We start from the raw sequence: 18,592 nt of genomic DNA on the forward strand, positions 1-18,592 counted from the left end.
CTAGCAAAAACCTGAAAGGGATTTCAGTGTTTGCTGCCTCCGGCGCAGGTGGGCGAAGCCGGCGCGCTGCCGACTTTCTGCCATTCCTGCGGGGTGTAGGTATGCAACGCCAGGGCATGGAACTGCCCCATCAGGTCACCCAGGGTGGCGTAGACCTTCTGGTGGCGCTTGACGCTGTTCAAGCCATCGAACTGTTCGCTGACCAGCACGGCCTTGTAGTGGGTCTGCTGGCCCCGGCTGTGCATGTGGCTCTCGTCCAGCACCTCGAGGTGCTGCGGGGCGAGCGCCGCCAGGCTCTGTTCGATCTTCTGCTGCATCGACATGCTGGGCTCCGCTTAAGGTTTCTTGGCCGGTGCGGCCGCCTTGCCGGCGGACGGGTCCAGCTCGTTGGTCATGTCGGCCAGCAGCTTGTTGACCACCGGCACGGCGCTTTCAAGCTTCTGCTGGGTCAGCTGGGCCGACTGCTGGGTAACGGCAGGCATCTTTTCCAGGACTTTCTTGCCCAGTGGCGACTGGTAGAAGGCGACCAGATCCTTGAGCTCGGATTCGCTGAAGGTGCTGGTGTACAGCTTGATCATGTCCGGCTTGAGCTTGTTCCAGCCGATGGCCTGGTCCAGGGCGGCGTTGGCCTTGGCCTGGTAGGTTTCAAGCACGGCCTTTTTGGACGCCGGCGCCTTGGTCTGCTCGAAGCGCTGGGCAAACATCTGCTGCACCTGCATGTAGACCGGGGTACCCAGTTTGTCGGCGTGCGCCATCACCAGGAATTTTTCAGCGCTGGCGTTGTGGCTGGCGGTATCGGCGAGTGCCTGGCCGCTGGCGCAGACCAGCGCGACAGCCGTGCAGAGGGCGCGAAGACGGGTCATCGAAATTCCTTAAAATAAAAAGAGGGCGTACCCAGAGTAGAGCATTCTGCGCCGACTGGGGCAGCCTGCTCAAGAGGGACGACAGGCAATGGAACCGCCATGCCGAATCAGGGCCTAAACTGCGCAAACAAGCCATTGAAGGAGTGCGTACCGCATGAGCCGTATCGAAACTGACAGCCTGGGCCCGGTTGAAGTTCCTGACGAGGCCTACTGGGGTGCCCAGACCCAGCGCTCGCTGATCAACTTTGCCATCGGCAAGGAACGCATGCCGCTGGCGGTACTGCACGCGCTGGTGCTGATCAAGAAGGCCGCAGCGCGGGTCAATGACCGCAACGGCGACCTGCCGGCCGACATCGCCCGCCTGATCGAACAGGCCGCCGACGAGGTGCTGGCCGGCGAGCATGACGACCAGTTCCCGCTGGTGGTGTGGCAGACCGGCAGCGGTACCCAGAGCAACATGAACGCCAACGAAGTGCTGGCCGGGCGCGCCAACGAGCTGGCCGGCAAGGGCCGCGGCGGCAAGGTGCCGGTGCACCCCAACGACCACGTCAACCGCTCGCAGAGCTCCAACGACTGTTTCCCGACCGCCATGCACATTGCCGCCGCACAGGCGGTCAACCAGCAACTGCTGCCGGCCATCGCCGAGCTGTCGGGCGGGTTGGCCGAACTGGCCGCACGCCACATGCAACTGGTCAAGACCGGGCGAACCCACATGATGGACGCCACCCCGATCACCTTCGGCCAAGAGGTCTCGGCCTACGTGGCCCAACTGGACTACGCCCAGCGCGCCATCCGCGCGGCGCTGCCGGCGGTGTGCGAACTGGCCCAGGGCGGTACCGCCGTGGGTACCGGGCTGAACGCGCCGCACGGGTTTGCCGAGGCGATCGCCGCTGAGCTTGCCGCTTTGTCGGGGCTGCCGTTCGTCACCGCGCCCAACAAGTTTGCAGCACTGGCCGGGCACGAGCCGCTGATCACCCTGGCCGGTGCGCTGAAAACCCTGGCCGTGGCCCTGATGAAGCTGGCCAACGACCTGCGCCTGCTCGGCTCCGGGCCGCGCGCGGGGCTGGCCGAGGTGCGCCTGCCGGCCAACGAGCCGGGCAGCTCGATCATGCCCGGCAAGGTCAACCCGACCCAGTGCGAGGCACTGTCGATGCTGGCCTGCCAGGTGCTGGGCAACGACACCACCATCGGCTTTGCCGCCAGCCAGGGCCACCTGCAGCTCAACGTGTTCAAGCCGGTGATCATCCACAACCTGCTGCAGTCGATCGAACTGCTGGCCGATGGCTGCCGCAACTTCCAGCAGCACTGCGTGGCGGGCATCGAGCCAGACCCGCAGCAGATGGCCGAGCACCTGGAGCGCGGGCTGATGCTGGTGACGGCGCTCAACCCGCATATCGGTTACGACAAGTCGGCGCAGATCGCCAAGAAGGCCTACGCCGAAGGCACCACCCTGCGCGAGGCAGCGCTGGAACTGGGGTATCTGACCGATGCGCAGTTCGATGAATGGGTAAGGCCGGAGCAGATGCTCGAGGCCGGCGGCAAAGGCTGAAAAAAGCTCTGCTACGCAGCCCGTCGCGGGTCAAGCCGCTCCCACAAGGCTGATGGAGTTCCTGTGGGAGCGGGCTTGCCCCGCGATGCGGCCAATGATCACTTCTTGTCTTTCTTGAACGCCGCCTCCAGCGCCTCGTTGATGGTGCGCAGCACCTTCACTCGCGCCCAACGCTTGTCATTGGCCTCCACCAGCGTCCAGGGCGCCACTTCGGTGCTGGTGCGGTCGACCATGTCGCCCACCGCCTCGGAGTACGCGTCCCACTTGTCGCGGTTGCGCCAGTCTTCCTCGGTGATCTTGAAGCGTTTGAACGGTATCTGCTCGCGCTCCTGAAAACGCTCCAGCTGGGTCTGCTCGTCGATCGACAGCCAGAACTTGACCACCACCACGCCAGCGTCGTGCAGTTGCTCCTCGAAATCGTTGATCTCGCCATAGGCGCGCATCCAGTCGGCCTGGCTGCAGAAGCCCTCGATACGCTCCACCAGCACCCGCCCGTACCACGAGCGGTCGAACACCGTGAACTTGCCGCGCGCCGGAATGTGCCGCCAGAACCGCCACAGGTAGGGCTGCGCCCGCTCCTCCTCGGTAGGGGCGGCAATCGGCACGATGCGGTACTGACGCGGGTCCAGCGCGGCGGCCACGCGCCGAATGGCACCGCCCTTGCCCGCCGCGTCGTTGCCCTCGAACACCGCCACCAGCGCGTGGCGACGCATGCGCTTGTCACGCAACAGGCCCGCCAGACGGGCCTGCTCGACAATCAGCTGCTCCTGGTAGTCGTTCTTGTCCAGACGCAGGGTCATGTCCAGGCTGCCCAGCAGGCTGCGTCCGTCGATGGATTCGCCCAGCGGCGCGATGTTGGTCTGGCGTCCCAGGGCCTTGGCCTTCAAGGCGTTCTGCAGGCCCTCGAGCAGGATCTTGCCCACTGCCAGGCTGCGGTAGTTCGGGTCCACGCCCTCGATGATGTGCCAGGGTGCATAGTCACGGCTGGTGCGGCGCAGCACCCGTTCGCCGAAGCGCACGAACCGGTCATAGGTCTGCGATTGCTGCCAGTCCAGCGGGCTGATCTTCCAGCTGTGCAGCGGGTCATCCTTGAGCGACTTGAGCCGCGCCTTCATCTGCTTCTTGGACAGGTGAAACCAGAACTTGAAGATCAGCGCGCCTTCGTCGCACAGCATCTTTTCCAGCCGTTCGGCACCGTTGATGGCCTGGTCGAGCACCGCGTCCTTGAACTGGCCATGCACCCGCCCCTGCAGCATCTGGCTGTACCAGTTGCCGAAGAAGACGCCCATGCGCCCCTTGCTCGGCAAGGCCCGCCAGTAGCGCCAGGCCGGCGGCCGGGCCAGCTCCTCGTCGGTCTGCTGGTCGAAGGTGCGCACCTCGATCAGGCGCGGGTCCATCCACTCGTTGAGCAGCTTGACGGTTTCGCCCTTGCCGGCCCCCTCGATGCCATTGATCAGCACGATGACCGCAAAGCGAGACTGCTGCTTGAGCTCGAACTGGGCTTCGAGCAAGGCTTCGCGCAACGCCGGCACTTCGGCGTCATAGGTTTCTTTGTCGATGGCGTGACCAATTTCGGCGGATTCGAACATACCAGGCTCCCTTCTTGGATAAGCAAGACTAGCGGATCACGCAGCCCTTTGTCGCAAGGCGATCGGCTAGAATGCACGCTTCGCTGTTGCCGAGCCGAACATGAACGACACCCCCGCCACCCCGACCCAGTACGCCCAGATCGAGTGGGATGAAAAGGGCCGCCCGTATTCACGCCAGTACGACGACATCTATTTCTCCAAGGAGCAGAGCCTGGAGGAAACCCGTCATGTGTTCATCGAGCAGAACGACCTGCGCCAGCGCTTCGCCGCGATGGCCGACGGCAGTTGCCTGGTGATCGGGGAAACCGGCTTCGGCACCGGCCTGAATTTCTTCTGCGCCTGGCAGGTGTTCGCCGACTGTGCACCGGCCGGGGCACGCCTGCATTTCGTCAGCGTCGAAAAATACCCCCTCAGCCATGCCGACCTGGCCAAGGCCCTGGCCCTGTGGCCCGAGCTGACGCCGTTCAGCCAGCCACTGCTGGCGCAGTACGTGGCGGTGCACGAAGGTTTCCAGCAGTTCGTCTTCGACCAGGGTCGGGTGACCCTGACCCTGATGATCGGCGATGCGCGGGAACAGCTGCCGCAGTTGGACGCACCCATTGACGCCTGGTTTCTCGATGGCTTTGCCCCGGCCAAGAACCCCGACATGTGGACCCCCGAGCTGTTCGCCCAGCTCGGACGCCTGTCGGCGCCGGGTGCCACCCTTGGCACCTTCACCAGCACCGGCTGGGTGCGTCGCGGGCTGATTGCGGTGGGCTTCAAGATGAAGCGCATTCCGGGTATCGGCAAAAAATGGGAAGTGCTGCGCGGCGCATTCACCGGCTGGCCCGCCGAGCAAGCGCCGCTCGCGCCGGTTGCCCCATGGTTCGCGCGCCCCGCGCCGCTGGCCGGCCCCCGCGAGGCGCTGGTGATCGGCGCCGGCCTGGCCGGTTGCGCCACCGCCGCCAGCCTGGCGGCGCGCGGCTGGCAGGTACGCCTGCTGGAGCGCCACGCCGCCCCTGCCGGTGAAGCCTCGGGCAACCCCCAGGGCGTGCTGTACCTGAAGCTATCGGCCCACGGCACCGCGCTGTCGCGGCTGATCGTCGCCGGCTTCGGCTACACCCGCCGCCTGCTCGAACAGTTGCAGCGCGGCACCGACTGGGACGCCTGCGGCGTGCTGCAACTGGCCTTCGACGACAAGGAAGACCAGCGCCAGATCAAGCTCGACCAAGCGTTCAGCGACACCCTGCTGCAGCGCCTCGACCAGCCGCAGGCCGAAGCCGTGGCCGGGGTCGGCCTGCCCAGTGGCGGTCTGTACTACCCCGAGGGCGGCTGGGTGCATCCGCCCGCGCTGTGCCAATGGCAGGCCGGGCAACCGAACATCACCCTGCTGCCCCACCATGACGTGGTACAGCTGCGCAAGGTCGACGGCTTGTGGCAGGCATGGGACGGCGAGCGCCTGCTGGCCAGCGCGCCGCTGGTGGTGCTGGCCAGCGCAGCGGACATCCATCGTTTCGAGCCGTGCGCCGAGCTGCCGCTCAAGCGCATCCGCGGGCAGATCACCCGCCTGCCGGCCACCAACGCCAGCCGCGCGCTGGGCACCGTGGTGTGCGCCGACGGTTACGTCGCGCCGCCGCGCATGGGCGAACACACCCTGGGGGCGAGCTTCGACTTCCACAGCACCGACCTCGCCCCCACCGCTGCCGAACATGCGAGCAACCTGGAACTGCTGCGGGAAATCTCCGGCGACCTGGCAGAACGCCTTGGCGCTGCCGAGCTGGAACCGGCCAGCCTGCAGGGCCGCGCGGCGTTTCGCTGCACCAGCCCCGACTACCTGCCGATCGTCGGCCCGTTGGCCGACAAGGCGGCGTTCAACCAGGCGTATGCCGTGCTCGGCAAGGACGCGCGACAGCTGCCGGACACTCCGTGCCCCTGGCTGGAGGGCCTGTATGTGAACAGCGGCCATGGTTCGCGCGGCCTGATCACCGCGCCTCTGGCGGGTGAACTGATCGCCGCCTGGGTCGACAACGCACCCTTGCCGGTGCCGCGCGACGTGGCCGAGGCCTGCCACCCGAATCGTTTCATGTTGCGCGAACTGATACGCGGCAAGGGCAAGCAAGGCTGAAGGCTTATAACAGATTGATCTAAAACTCACAGGATCCGCACCGGTCAGTTCCTATGTGCCCGAATTCAGGGCACCTTCCCCAACGGAAAAACCGGTAAGGACTTATGTGCGGATTAGCTGGAGAGTTTCGTTTCACCCCTGTAGCCAACACACCACGCCCGGCGGACCTGGCCGCGGTCGAACGGATGACCCATCACCTGGCGCCCCGCGGCCCGGATGCCTGGGGCTTCCATAGCCAGGGGCCCATCGCCCTGGGCCATCGGCGCCTGAAGATCATGGACCTGTCCGACGGCTCGGCCCAGCCCATGATCGACAGCCAGCTGGGCCTGTCGCTGGCATTCAACGGCGCCATCTACAACTTCCCCGAGCTGCGCGCCGAACTCGAAAGCCTGGGCTATGCCTTCTACTCGGACGGCGACACCGAAGTGCTGCTCAAGGGCTACCACGCCTGGGGCGCCGATCTGCTGCCGCACCTGAACGGCATGTTCGCCCTGGCGATCTGGGAACGCGACAGCCAGCAGCTGTTCCTCGCCCGCGACCGCCTGGGGGTCAAGCCGCTGTACCTGTCGCGCACCGGCGAACGCCTGCGCTTCGCATCGAGCCTGCCGGCCCTGCTCAAGGGCGGCGACATCAACCCGGTGCTCGACCCGGTGGCACTCAACCACTACCTGAACTTCCACGCCGTGGTGCCCGCCCCGCGGACCCTGCTGGCGAACATCGAAAAGCTGCCACCGGCCACCTGGATGCGCATCGACGCCCAGGGCCGCGCCGAGCAGCACGTGTGGTGGAACCTGCACTACGGCCCACGCACCGATGAACAGCACCTGACCCTGGAAGACTGGCGCGACCGCGTGCTCGATAGCACCCGCGAAGCCGTTGCAATCCGTCAGCGTGCGGCCGTGGATGTCGGCGTGCTGCTCTCGGGCGGCGTCGACTCCAGCCTGCTGGTCGGCCTGCTGCGTGAAGTCGGGGTCGAGGACCTGTCGACCTTCTCCATAGGCTTTGAAGATGCCGGCGGCGAACGTGGCGACGAGTTCCAGTATTCGGACCTGATCGCCAAGCACTACGGCACCCGCCACCACCAGTTGCGCATCGACGAGCGCGAAATCATCGAGCAACTGCCGGCCGCGTTCCGCGCCATGAGCGAGCCGATGGTCAGCCACGACTGCATCGCCTTCTACCTGCTCTCTCGGGAAGTGGCCAAGCATTGCAAGGTGGTGCAGAGCGGCCAGGGTGCCGACGAGCTGTTCGCCGGCTACCACTGGTACCCGCAGGTGGACGGCGCCAAGGACCCGTACGCGGCCTACCGCGAGGCCTTCTTCGACCGCAGCTACGACGAGTACCGCGACACCGTGCAGCCGGCCTGGCTGCTGGGCAATGACGCCGCCGGCGACTTCGTGCGCCAGCACTTCGCCCAGCCCGGCGCCAGCGCGGCAGTCGACAAGGCCCTGCGCCTGGACAGCACGGTGATGCTGGTCGATGACCCGGTCAAACGGGTCGACAACATGACCATGGCCTGGGGCCTGGAGGCTCGCACGCCGTTCCTCGACTACCGGCTGGTGGAGCTGTCGGCGCGGGTACCGGCCCAGTTCAAGCTGCCCGATGGCGGCAAGCAGGTGCTCAAGGAAGCCGCGCGACTGGTCATCCCCAGTGAAGTCATCGACCGCAAGAAGGGCTACTTCCCGGTACCGGGCCTCAAGCACCTGCAAGGCGCCACCCTGGACTGGGTACGCGAGCTGCTGCTGGACCCGAGCCAGGACCGCGGCCTGTTCAACCCGGCCATGCTCGACCGCCTGCTCAGCGACCCGCATGGGCAACTGACGCCGCTGCGCGGCTCCAAGCTGTGGCAACTGGCCGCGCTGAACCTGTGGCTCAGCGAACAAGGAATCTGATCGATGAAAGCCCATGCCTCACCCTATGGCCAGCGCCTGCTGCGCGGCCAGGTGCCGTCCTATGAACGCCTGCAGGCGCAACTGGCCGGCGACGGCAGCGACCCGCACGACCAGCCGCGCTGGTTGCATTGCGGTTGGGGCCGGCTGCTGATCGGCCACACCTACCCCGACCCGGCCAGCCTGGCGGCGGCCCTGGCCAAGGAGCAGCCCGGCGAGCGCGATATCGCGCTGTACGTGGCCGCCCCCCAGCAGGTACTGGCCCAGGCGCCGCAACAGCTGTTTCTCGACCCCTCCGACACCTTGCGCCTGTGGTTCAGCGACTACCGCCAGGCGCAGCGAGTGTTTCGCGGCTTTCGTATCCGCCGCGCACAGAGCGACAGCGACTGGGCAGCCATCAACGAGCTGTACGTGGCCCGTGGCATGCTGCCGGTCGACCCGGCGCTGATCACTCCGCGCCACCAGGGCGGCCCGGTGTACTGGCTGGCCGAAGACGAGGACAACGGTGCGGTGATCGGCAGCGTGATGGGCCTGAATCATCAAAAGGCCTTCGACGACCCGGAGCACGGCAGCAGCCTGTGGTGCCTGGCCGTGGACCCCAACTGCACCCGGCCCGGGGTCGGCGAAGTACTGGTACGCCACCTGATCGAACACTTCATGAGCCGCGGGCTGAGCCACCTCGACCTGTCGGTGCTGCACGACAATCGCCAGGCCAAGCGGCTGTACGCCAAGCTGGGCTTTCGCACCCTGCCCACCTTCGCGGTCAAGCGCAAGAACGGCATCAACCAGCCGCTGTTCCTGGGGCCGGGGCCGGAGGCCGGGCTCAACCCCTATGCGCGAATCATCGTCGAGGAAGCCTACAAGCGCGGCATCGATGTGCAGGTGGACGATGCCACCGCCGGGCTGTTCACACTCAACCACGGCGGACGCCGGGTGCGCTGCCGCGAGTCACTCAGCGACCTGACCACCGCCGTGAGCATGACCCTGTGCCAGGACAAGAGCCTGACCCACAAGGTGCTCGAAGCCGCCGGCCTGAGCCTGCCGGCGCAACAGCTGGCGGGCAACGCCGCCGACAACCTGGCCTTTCTGGAAGACCACGGCGCGGTGGTGGTCAAGCCGCTGGATGGCGAACAGGGCAACGGCGTGGCGGTCAACCTGACCTGCCTGCAAGACCTGGACGCCGCCATCGAGCACGCGCGCCAATACGACAGCCGCGTGCTGCTGGAAAGCTTTCATGAAGGGCTGGACCTGCGCATCGTGGTCATCGGCTACGAGGTGGTGGCCGCCGCGATTCGTCACCCGGCCTCGATCGTCGGCGACGGCCAGCACGCCATCGGTGCGCTGATCGAAGCCCAGAGCCGCAGGCGCCAGGCCGCCACCGGTGGCGAAAGCAAGATCCCGCTCGACGCCGAGACCCAGCGCACCCTGCACGCCGCCGGGGTCGACTACGACACCATTCTGCCCGCCGGCCAGCGCCTGGCCGTACGGCGTACCGCCAACCTGCACACCGGCGGCTGCCTGGAAGACGTCACCGCACGCCTGCACCCGACCCTGGTGGATGCCGCCGTGCGGGCCGCCCGCGCCCTGGACATTCCGGTGGTCGGCCTGGACCTGATGGTCAAGGCCGCCGACCAGCCCGACTACGTGTTCATCGAAGCCAATGAACGGGTCGGTCTGGCCAACCACGAACCCCAACCCACTGCCGAACGCTTCGTCGACCTGCTGTTCCCGCACAGCCGGCCGGTGCCGTGACAACGCCCCACGAGGAGTCCGCATGCCTGATCAATTGCCCGAACCGGACCTGACCTATCTGCAGAAGGTCCTGCTGGAAATGCTCGCCATCCCCAGCCCCACCGGCTTCACCGACACCATCGTGCGCTACGTGGCCGAGCGCCTGGAAGAACTGGGTATCCCCTTCGAGCTGACCCGGCGCGGCACCATCCGCGCCACCCTCAAGGGCCGCAAGAGCTCGCCCGACCGCGCCGTTTCGGCGCACCTGGACACCATCGGCGCCAGCGTGCGCACCTTGCAGGACAACGGCCGTCTGGGCCTGGCCCCGGTCGGCTGCTGGTCGAGCCGTTTCGCCGAGGGCAGCCGGGTCAGCGTGTTCACCGACACCGGCGTGTTTCGCGGCAGCGTGCTGCCGCTGATGGCCAGCGGGCACGCCTTCAATACCGCGGTCGACCAGATGCCGGTCAGCTGGGAGCACGTCGAGCTGCGCCTGGATGCCTACTGCACCACCCGCGCCGACTGTGAAACCCTGGGCATCGGCATCGGTGACTTCGTGGCCTTCGACCCGTTGCCCGAGTTCACCGAAAGCGGCCATATCAGCGCCCGTCACCTGGACGACAAGGCCGGCGTCGCGGCGCTGCTGGCCTCGCTCAAGGCCATCGTCGAAAGCGGCATCCAGCCACAGATCGACTGCCATCCGCTGTTCACCATCACCGAAGAAACCGGCTCGGGGGCCGCCGCCGCATTGCCGTGGGACGTCAGCGAATTCGTCGGCATCGACATCGCCCCGGTCGCCCCCGGCCAGCACTCCAGCGAACACGCGGTCAGCGTGGCCATGCAGGACTCCGCCGGACCCTACGACTACCACTTGTCGCGCCACCTGCTGAGCCTGGGCCGCGAGCACAACCTGCCGGTGCGCCGCGACCTGTTCCGCTACTACTTCAGCGACGCGCATTCGGCGATCACCGCCGGGCATGACATCCGCACCGCGCTGCTGGCGTTCGGCTGCGACGCCACCCACGGCTACGAGCGCACCCATATCGACAGCCTGGCTGCCCTCAGCCGCCTGCTCAGCGCCTACCTGCTCAGCCCGCCGGTGTTCGCCAGCGACTCCAAGCCCACCGGCAGTTCGCTGGAAAGCTTCAGCCACCAGCTGGAACACGACGCGCAAATGGAAAGTGATACCCGCGTACCGGCGGTGGACAGCCTGGTTGGCCAAAAAGGCTAGCCACATGCAGGCCACATGCAGGAAAGGTTTCGCGTAGCATGTGCGAAACCTTTCCTGATTCTGTAGCTTTTTTATGTTGATACCCTACGACCAGCTCGAAGCCGACACCCTCACCCGCCTGATCGAAGACTTCGTCACCCGCGACGGTACCGACAATGGCGACGACACCCCGCTGGAAACCCGTGTACTGCGCGTGCGCCAGGCGCTGGCCAAGGGGCAGGCGGTGATCCTGTTCGACCTGGACAGCCAGCAGTGCCAACTGCTCGCCAGGCATGAAGTGCCCCGCGAGCTGCTCGACGATCAGTGATCAGGCGCCCAGGCCGCCCTTGCCCAGTTGCTCGGCAATACGCCGATAGATTTCTGCACGGTGCACCTCCACATCGCGCGGTGCGCAGATGCCGAAACGCACCGTGTTGCCGTCTACCGACAGCACCTTGATCTTGATGTCGTCATCGATGGTGATGACCTCGCCGACTTCGCGCCCTATGACCAGCATTCTCCAATCCTCCACATCAGGGGAGAGTGAAGACTGAACCGGGTGCTGAAACGGTTCAACGCTCTGACAGGCAAATAGACAATTCCCACAACTTTGCGGGAATTTGCCTACAAGATCCTACCCGCTCAGCTATTTTGCAGACGTGGTCCGATCACGATGATGGTGGCGCCGATCACGCACAGCAGCGCACCGAGCCAGTCGCTGCCCATCGGCCGGGCACGCTCCACCACCGCCAGCCACAGCAGCGAAGTGACGATATAGATGCCGCCATAGGCGGCGTAGGCGCGCCCGGCGTAGGCCGCCTCGACGCGGGTCAGCAGCAGGCCGAACAGGGTCAGGCTGAGCAGCGCGGGGGCGATCCACCAGCCGCTCTTGCCCAGCCGCAGCCACATGTAGAAGGCATAACAGCCGGCGATCTCGAACACCGCCGCCAGAAAGAACCACACATAATTCATCACGTCCGCTGCTACCCGCGCAAAAGCGCCTAGCATACCGTAGCGAACAGCCTACGCCTGCGTCTGACGCCCCTTGGCACGCATTCGCACGGCCATCTCGGCCATTTCGTCATACAGCGCCTGCGGGTCGCGCTGCTTGAGCTGCCAGGCCAGGCGCCCCTGCTCGTGGGGCAGAATCATGAAGTCACCGCGCGCCACCCCCTCGTAGATACAGCCGGCAATGTCGCTGGCGCTGATCGGCGAGCTTTCCAGCAGTTTGCCCACCTGGGCCTTCATTGCCGGGGTGGGGCCGCGGAACGAATCCAGCAGGTTGGTCTGGAAGAACGACGGGCACACCACGTGCACCGCCACCTGCTGCTGGCGCAGCTCCACCAGCAGGCTTTCGGACAGCGCCACCACCCCGGCCTTGGCCACGTTGTAGTTGCTCATGGCCGGCCCCTGCATCAGCGCCGCCATGGACGCGATGTTGATGATGCGGCCCTTGCTGCGTTCGAGCAGCGGCAGGAACGCCTTGCAGCCCTTGACCACGCCCATCAGGTTGATCGCGATCTGCCAGTCCCAGTCTTCCAGCGACAGCTCGGCAAAAAAACCGCCCGACGCCACCCCGGCGTTGTTGACGATCACATCGATGCCGCCGAGCTTTTCTTCGCAGGCCTGGGCCAGGGCGGTGAGCTGGCTGTAGTCGCGCACGTCGCAACGCTGGACGAAGCCCTCGCCGCCCGCCTCGCGCACCAGCGCGAGGGTCTGCTGCAGGCCGGCCTCGCCGATGTCGCTCAGGGCCAGTTGCCAACCCTCGCGGGCCCAGCGCAGGGCAATCTCGCGGCCAAGGCCGGACCCGGCGCCAGTGATCATCATGCGGTTTTGCATAGCCGGATGCCTTGTTCCTGAAGTTGAAGGCCAGTGTAGCGAAGGGTGCAGCGACGCCCACGCTGTATCAGGATGCTGAATGGCGCGGGCAAACACATATCGAACTAAACTTTTAGTTGCCTGTGGGAGTCCGATTTAACAGGCGGACATGAACGTCATGACCGAAGAGATGGATCGCAACTGCACACGCTGATTACCGTACTCAACAAAAGGACTCTGCCATGGGCACCATACTTATCATCATCCTGATTTTGCTGTTGATCGGTGGCTTACCCGTTTTCCCGCACTCCAGAAGTTGGGGCTACGGCCCGTCCGGCATCATTGGTACCGTGCTGATCATCCTGTTGATCCTGTTGTTGCTCGGCAAGATATAGAAACCCGGGGGTGCAATGGCCCCCACATAAAAAAACGGCCCGAAGGCCGTTTTTTTATTGCTCAGGACTCAGTGCGAAACAGCACCGCTTGCCCCCAGGCCGGTTTGCGACCGGACAAACTGCGGGAAGAACAGCGCACGCTCGTCATCCGCTGCCTTGGACTTGTCGGTAACCGAGAAGAACCAGATACCGGCAAAGGCAATCAGCATCGAGAACAGCGCCGGGTACTCATACGGGTAGATGGCTTTCTCGTGACCCAGGATCTGCACCCAGATGGTCGGACCGAGCACCATCAGGCCCACCGCACTTACCAGCCCCATCCAGCCGCCGATCATGGCGCCACGGGTGGTCAGCTTCTTCCAGTACATCGAAAGCAGCAGTACCGGGAAGTTGCAGCTGGCCGCGATCGAGAACGCCAGGCCGACCATGAACGCGATGTTCTGGCTTTCGAACAGGATACCCAGGCCGATGGCCAGCACACCCAGTGCGACGGTGGTGATCTTCGACACGCGGATCTCGTCCTTGTCGTTGACCTTGCCCTTGCGCCATACGCTGGCATACAGGTCATGGGACACCGCCGAGGCACCGGCCAGGGTCAGGCCGGCAACCACTGCCAGGATGGTGGCGAAGGCCACTGCCGAGATGAAGCCCAGGAAGATGCTGCCGCCCACGGCGTCGGCCAGGTGCACCGCAGCCATGTTGTTGCCGCCCAGCAAGGCGCCTGCTGCGTCCTTGAAGTCCGGGTTGGTGCTGACCAGCAGGATCGCGCCGAAGCCGATGATGAAGGTCAGGATGTAGAAGTAGCCGATGAAGCCGGTTGCATACAGCACGCTCTTGCGCGCTTCCTTGGCGTCGCTCACGGTGAAGAAGCGCATCAGGATGTGCGGCAGGCCAGCGGTACCGAACATCAGCGCCAGGCCCAGCGAGAACGCGGAGATCGGGTCTTTGACCAGGCCGCCCGGGCTCATGATCGCCTCACCCTTGGGGTGAACCTTGATCGCCTCGGAGAACAGCGCATTGAAGTCGAAGTTGACGTGCTTCATCACCATCAGCGCCATGAAGCTGGCACCGGACAGCAGCAGCACCGCCTTGATGATCTGTACCCAGGTGGTTGCGAGCATGCCGCCGAACAGCACGTACATGCACATCAGGATACCCACCAGGATGACCGCCACGTGGTAGTCCAGGCCGAACAGCAGCTGGATCAGCTTGCCGGCGCCGACCATCTGCGCGATCAGGTAGAACGCCACCACCACCAGCGAGCCGGAGGCTGACAGGGTGCGGATCTGCTTTTGCCCGAGGCGATACGAGGCCACGTCGGCAAAGGTGTACTTGCCCAGGTTGCGCAGGCGTTCGGCGATCAGGAACAGAATGATCGGCCAGCCCACCAGGAAGCCGATCGAGTAGATCAGGCCGTCGTAACCGGAGGTGTATACCAGTGCGGAAATACCCAGGAAGGAGGCTGCCGACATGTAGTCGCCGGCAATCGCCAGGCCGTTCTGGAAGCCCGTGATTCGCCCGCCTGCGGCGTAGTAGTCAGAGGCCGACTTGTTACGCTTTGAAGCCCAGTAGGTGATGCACAGGGTGGCACCGACGAAGGCGACGAACATCAGGATCGCCGAGACGTTCAGGGGTTGTTTGTGCACCTCGCCGGTCAGGGCGTCGGCGGCCCAGACGGCAGGCGCGAAAGCGCCAAAGGCCAGTGTTGCCAGTAGACGCCGGATCATTGCTGAGCCTCCTTCAGGATCGCGTTGTTCAGCCCGTCGAACTCACCGTTGGCACGACGTACGTAGATGCCGGTCAGCACGAAAGCCGAAACGATCAGACCCACACCCAGCGGGATACCCCAGGTAATCGAGGAGCCGGGGCTGAGCTTGGCACCCAGAATCTGCGGGCCGTAGGCAATCAACAGGATAAAGGCGGCGTAGAGGCCGAGCATGATCGCCGAGAGAATCCAGGCGAAGCGTTCACGTTTTGAAACCAGCTCCTTGAACCGCGGGCTGTTTTGTATCGAGAGATAAATGCTGTCGTTCATTGTTTTTGTCCTCGCAGCACAGATTGGGTAGTACCACGCCACTTTATGCTGCCTTGGGACGCACTCCAGACGACCTTAGTCTTAGATGTAAAACTCTTTTACCGGCTACGTAACAGCCGCCCATGCAAAGGGCCGCGCGGTGGGAAAACACCGCGCGGCCCTGGAAGGTGCCAGATAGAGGCCTTAGGCCATTATTTTGCGGTCCACTCGGCGACCCGCTCGGGGTGCTTGGCGACCCACTCCTTCGCCGCAGCGTCCGGCTTTGCACCTTCCTGGATGGCCAGCATGACTTCGCCGATCTCGTCCTTGGATTGCCACGAGAACTTCTTCAGGAACGCTGCGACTTCCGGCGCCTTCGTATCGAGTTCCTTGCTGCCGATGCTGTTGACCGTCTCGGCGGCGCCGTACACGCCTTTGGGGTCTTCGAGAAAGCGCAGCTTCCACTTGGCGAACATCCAGTGCGGCACCCAGCCGGTGACCACGATGGGCTGCTGCTTGGCGTAGGCGCGCCCCAGTTCAGAGGTCATGGCAGCGCCGGAGCTGGCCTGCAGCTTGTAGCCGGCAAGGTCGTAGTCCTTGATGGCCTGGTCGGTCTTGAGCATCACCCCGGACCCGGCGTCGATGCCGACGATCTTCTTCTTGAAGCCGGCATCGCTTCCGAGGTCGGCGATCGACTGCGCCTTGACGTATTCGGGCACGATCAGGCCAATCCTGGCGTCCTTGAAGTTGGGGCCGTAGTCGACCACGTTGTCCTTGTTCTTGGCCCAGTATTCGCCATGGGTCACCGGCAGCCAGGCCGACAGCATCGCATCGAGCTTTCCGGTGGCCACCCCCTGCCACATGATGCCGGTGGCCACCGGCATCAGCTTGACGTCATAACCGAGCTTCTGCTTGATCACCTCGGCCGCCACATGGGTGGTCGCCACGCTGTCGGACCACCCATCGACGTAGCCGATGCTTACTTCCTTGGCCATGGCCAGGCTGGTGCCCATGGCCAGTATCAGGGCAGTGCCCGCCCCCAGGAGTCGTCGCATTTTCATCAAGGCATCCCCTCGTCACGTCACGGAACCTGCATCATCAACCGCCACTGGCGGCCAACCTGCTCTGTCAGCGACGTCGAAACATCGAGAAACGACATCACAACGCCAGCCAGGCCCGCTACCGGCCGGCATTTGCAGGTAGTATTGGCGGCTTTGTTTCCTGACCGGTCCGCGCCATGCCCTCGACTGCCCGCTTCCCGCTGCTGCCCTACCTGTTTGCCTGCCTGCTTGGCCTGTTCGCGTTGGGCGGGCTCTGGTACGGGCTCGGCAAGCCGGTATCGCTGCCGGACGCCGCCAGCCCCACGCACAAGCTGCAATGCGTCTCCTACACGCCCTTCGACAAGGACCAGTCGCCGTTCGACCAGCCCTTCAGCCTGCGCCCGGAGCGCGTGGAGGCTGACCTCGCCCTGCTTGCACAGCGCTTCGAATGCATCCGCACCTACTCGATGACGGGCCTGGAAGCGATCCCGCAGCTGGCGCGCAAGTACGGCCTGAAGGTGATGTTCGGGGCCTGGGTGAGTGCCGACCCGCTGGTCACGGCCAAGGAGATCAAGGCCCTGATCGCCACCGCCAATGCCAACCCGGACATCACCCGCGCCGTGATCGTGGGCAACGAGGTGCTGTTGCGCAAGGAAGTGACGGGCGATCACCTGGCCGATCTGATCCACCAGGTGAAAAGCCAGGTGCAGGTACCGGTGACCTACGCCGACGTGTGGGAGTTCTGGCTGCAGCACCCACAGATCGCGCCGCAGGTGGACTTCGTGACCATTCACCTGCTGCCCTACTGGGAAGATGATCCCAAGGGCATCGACGATGCGCTGGCCCACGTTGGCGAGATCCGCCAGGTGTTCGGCAACCGCTTCGCGCCCAAGGACGTGATGATCGGCGAAACCGGCTGGCCCAGCGAAGGGCGCCAGCGCGAGACCGCCCTGCCCAGCCGGGTCAACGAAGCGCGCTTCATTCGCGGGTTCGTCGCCATGGCCGAGCAGAATGGCTGGCATTACAACCTGATCGAAGCCTTCGACCAGCCGTGGAAGCGCGCCAGCGAAGGCGCGGTGGGCGGTTACTGGGGGCTGTACGATGCCGACCGGCAGGACAAGGGCATACTCGAAGGCCCGGTGAGCAACCTGCCGTTCTGGCCGCAGTGGCTGGGCATCGGCGTGCTGCTGTTCGCCGCCACCCTGGCCCTGGCCGGGCCGGTGCGCGGCGTGCGTGGCGCCCTGGCGCTGCCCTTGCTGGCCGCACTGGGGGCCGCCAGCCTGGGGTTGTGGGGCGAGCTGGTACGGGTCAACAGCCGCTTCGTTGGCGAGTGGTTGTGGGCCGTGCTGCTGGCGGGGCTCAACCTGGTGGTACTGGCCCATGGCGCGCTGGCGCTGGCACAGCGCAGTGGCTGGCGTGAGCGCCTGTTCGCCTGGCTGCAGGCGCGTGCCGGCTGGTGGGTGATGGCGGCCGGCTTCGCGGCGGCGGTGAGCATGCTGGCGCTGGTGTTCGACCCGCGCTACCGCAGCTTCCCGAGCCCGGCGCTGGTGCTGCCGGCGGTGGTGTACCTGCTGCGACCGGTGCGGGTAGCGCGCGCCGAGGTGGCCTTGCTGACCTTCATCGTCGGCGCCGGGATTGCGCCGCAGCTGTTCATCGAGGGCTTGAGCAGCCAGCAGGCGCTGGTGTGGGCCCTGGTGAGCGCGCTGATGGCCGCGGCGCTGTGGCGCTGCCTGCGGATCAGGCAGGGCTGAGCGTCGGCTCTTCGCCGGCAAGGCCGGCTCTGCAGGGAGACGTTGAACCCGGTAGGCGCCGGCCTTGCCGGCGAACGATACAGCGTGAGCCTCAGGCCGTGCGCCGCACCAGCCGCAACCCCGCCAGCACCAGCGCGAACGCCGCCAGGCTCACGGTGTACAGCGCCAGTGCCGGCAGCCCGAACACCAGTGACAGCACCGCCAGCCACCAGCCGGCCCGACGCGGCACCAGCGTCGCCACCACGGCCAACCCCAGGGCGACCCAGCCCAGCACCCGCAAGTGGATCATCAGGCCCAGCGTGGCGCGCAACTGGCACTCCCAGCTCACCTGGGGCGAGCTGCACACACCGACCCACCTGACATCCTCCATGAAGCCGTAACGCACCCCATAGCAGGCCGCAGCCCACAGCGACAGGCACACAAGCAAGGCAATCAGCGGCAAACGGCGGGACATGACAACTCCGGAAACAGGAAAACGGCGCCCAGCATAATCCCCCACCGGGCCTGTGCAAGGCAAAAGCGGCGGCCTGAGCTACTTTTATCAGCAAAGAAACAAAACCCGCTGTTGCCCTGGCACTGGCCCGCACGGCAACATCGGGGACGGTAAATGCCGGGGCACAAGGCAACTTTGCCGATAGCACG

At 65.3% G+C, this 18,592-nt stretch carries 18 protein-coding genes; 8 read left to right on the plus strand and 10 right to left on the minus strand.

Annotation, left to right across the window (positions count from 1 at the left end; translation table 11 throughout):
* Positions 1–23 precede the first annotated feature (23 nt).
* Positions 24–323: a BolA family protein gene (locus N0B28_RS19300; RefSeq protein WP_043862666.1), complete on the minus strand. Its 300-nt coding sequence runs from the start codon at positions 321–323 to the stop codon at positions 24–26.
* A 12-nt stretch (positions 324–335) separates the two neighbouring features.
* Positions 336–863 carry a DUF2059 domain-containing protein gene (locus N0B28_RS19305; protein ID WP_043862665.1) on the minus strand — a complete coding sequence of 176 codons (528 nt, stop codon included), beginning with the start codon at positions 861–863 and terminating at the stop codon, positions 336–338.
* A 154-nt stretch (positions 864–1,017) separates the two neighbouring features.
* On the opposite strand from N0B28_RS19305, the gene N0B28_RS19310 reads away from it, so the two are divergent.
* Positions 1,018–2,412, plus strand: a complete 1,395-nt coding sequence (locus tag N0B28_RS19310; RefSeq protein ID WP_043862664.1) for a class II fumarate hydratase — start codon at positions 1,018–1,020, stop codon at positions 2,410–2,412.
* A gap of 98 nt (positions 2,413–2,510) precedes the next feature.
* On the opposite strand, the gene pap is transcribed toward N0B28_RS19310, so the two are convergent.
* Positions 2,511–4,001: a polyphosphate:AMP phosphotransferase gene (gene pap, locus N0B28_RS19315; RefSeq protein ID WP_058541032.1), complete on the minus strand. Its 1,491-nt coding sequence runs from the start codon at positions 3,999–4,001 to the stop codon at positions 2,511–2,513.
* Positions 4,002–4,101: 100 nt separating this feature from the next.
* Between pap and mnmC the strand changes: the two genes are divergently transcribed.
* From mnmC to N0B28_RS19340, 5 genes are all read left to right on the plus strand, one after another.
* Complete coding sequence (gene mnmC, locus N0B28_RS19320) at positions 4,102–6,105, plus strand: bifunctional tRNA (5-methylaminomethyl-2-thiouridine)(34)-methyltransferase MnmD/FAD-dependent 5-carboxymethylaminomethyl-2-thiouridine(34) oxidoreductase MnmC (RefSeq protein WP_275728130.1); 2,004 nt, start codon at positions 4,102–4,104, stop codon at positions 6,103–6,105.
* 104 nt (positions 6,106–6,209) lie between these two features.
* Complete coding sequence (locus N0B28_RS19325; protein WP_275728133.1) at positions 6,210–7,997, plus strand: N-acetylglutaminylglutamine amidotransferase; 1,788 nt, start codon at positions 6,210–6,212, stop codon at positions 7,995–7,997.
* A gap of 3 nt (positions 7,998–8,000) precedes the next feature.
* Positions 8,001–9,746, plus strand: coding sequence for an N-acetylglutaminylglutamine synthetase (gene ngg, locus N0B28_RS19330; RefSeq protein WP_058541030.1), 1,746 nt, complete (start codon positions 8,001–8,003; stop codon positions 9,744–9,746).
* 22 nt (positions 9,747–9,768) lie between these two features.
* On the plus strand, positions 9,769–10,953 hold the full coding sequence (locus N0B28_RS19335; RefSeq protein WP_043862659.1) for an osmoprotectant NAGGN system M42 family peptidase: 1,185 nt from the start codon (positions 9,769–9,771) through the stop codon (positions 10,951–10,953).
* Positions 10,954–11,026: 73 nt separating this feature from the next.
* Entirely contained in the window at positions 11,027–11,260 is a 234-nt protein-coding gene (locus N0B28_RS19340; protein ID WP_043862658.1) for a YheU family protein, read from the plus strand.
* On the opposite strand, the gene csrA is transcribed toward N0B28_RS19340, so the two are convergent.
* The 3 genes from csrA to N0B28_RS19355 form a co-directional block, all read right to left on the minus strand.
* Positions 11,261–11,449 carry a carbon storage regulator CsrA gene (gene csrA / locus N0B28_RS19345; RefSeq protein WP_043862657.1) on the minus strand — a complete coding sequence of 63 codons (189 nt, stop codon included), beginning with the start codon at positions 11,447–11,449 and terminating at the stop codon, positions 11,261–11,263.
* Between the two features lie 125 nt (positions 11,450–11,574).
* The gene (locus N0B28_RS19350; protein ID WP_054915866.1) at positions 11,575–11,907 is read right to left on the minus strand and encodes a YnfA family protein; all 333 of its coding nucleotides are present in this window, start codon (positions 11,905–11,907) and stop codon (positions 11,575–11,577) included.
* A 48-nt stretch (positions 11,908–11,955) separates the two neighbouring features.
* Complete coding sequence (locus N0B28_RS19355; protein WP_253087225.1) at positions 11,956–12,771, minus strand: SDR family oxidoreductase; 816 nt, start codon at positions 12,769–12,771, stop codon at positions 11,956–11,958.
* A 221-nt stretch (positions 12,772–12,992) separates the two neighbouring features.
* Here N0B28_RS19355 and N0B28_RS19360 point away from each other — a divergent pair, with 221 nt between their 5' ends.
* Entirely contained in the window at positions 12,993–13,145 is a 153-nt protein-coding gene (locus tag N0B28_RS19360; RefSeq protein ID WP_010224169.1) for a DUF3309 family protein, read from the plus strand.
* A 68-nt stretch (positions 13,146–13,213) separates the two neighbouring features.
* On the opposite strand, the gene N0B28_RS19365 is transcribed toward N0B28_RS19360, so the two are convergent.
* The 3 genes from N0B28_RS19365 to N0B28_RS19375 form a co-directional block, all read right to left on the minus strand.
* Positions 13,214–14,872, minus strand: a complete 1,659-nt coding sequence (locus N0B28_RS19365; RefSeq protein ID WP_043862654.1) for a cation acetate symporter — start codon at positions 14,870–14,872, stop codon at positions 13,214–13,216.
* Positions 14,869–15,180, minus strand: coding sequence for a DUF485 domain-containing protein (locus tag N0B28_RS19370; RefSeq protein WP_275728147.1), 312 nt, complete (start codon positions 15,178–15,180; stop codon positions 14,869–14,871). Before N0B28_RS19370 ends, N0B28_RS19365 begins: the two co-directional genes overlap by 4 nt.
* A gap of 191 nt (positions 15,181–15,371) precedes the next feature.
* Entirely contained in the window at positions 15,372–16,220 is an 849-nt protein-coding gene (locus N0B28_RS19375) for a glycine betaine ABC transporter substrate-binding protein (protein WP_054915868.1), read from the minus strand.
* 176 nt (positions 16,221–16,396) lie between these two features.
* On the opposite strand from N0B28_RS19375, the gene N0B28_RS19380 reads away from it, so the two are divergent.
* On the plus strand, positions 16,397–17,950 hold the full coding sequence (locus N0B28_RS19380) for a beta (1-6) glucans synthase (RefSeq protein ID WP_275728151.1): 1,554 nt from the start codon (positions 16,397–16,399) through the stop codon (positions 17,948–17,950).
* A 91-nt stretch (positions 17,951–18,041) separates the two neighbouring features.
* Here the strand turns inward: N0B28_RS19380 and N0B28_RS19385 are convergent, their stop codons facing one another.
* The gene (locus N0B28_RS19385; RefSeq protein ID WP_043862650.1) at positions 18,042–18,404 is read right to left on the minus strand and encodes a hypothetical protein; all 363 of its coding nucleotides are present in this window, start codon (positions 18,402–18,404) and stop codon (positions 18,042–18,044) included.
* Positions 18,405–18,592: the final 188 nt, after the last annotated feature.

Origin of the sequence: Pseudomonas sp. SD17-1 (assembly GCF_029201585.1) — a bacterium.
Lineage (GTDB): Bacteria > Pseudomonadota > Gammaproteobacteria > Pseudomonadales > Pseudomonadaceae > Aquipseudomonas > Aquipseudomonas palmensis.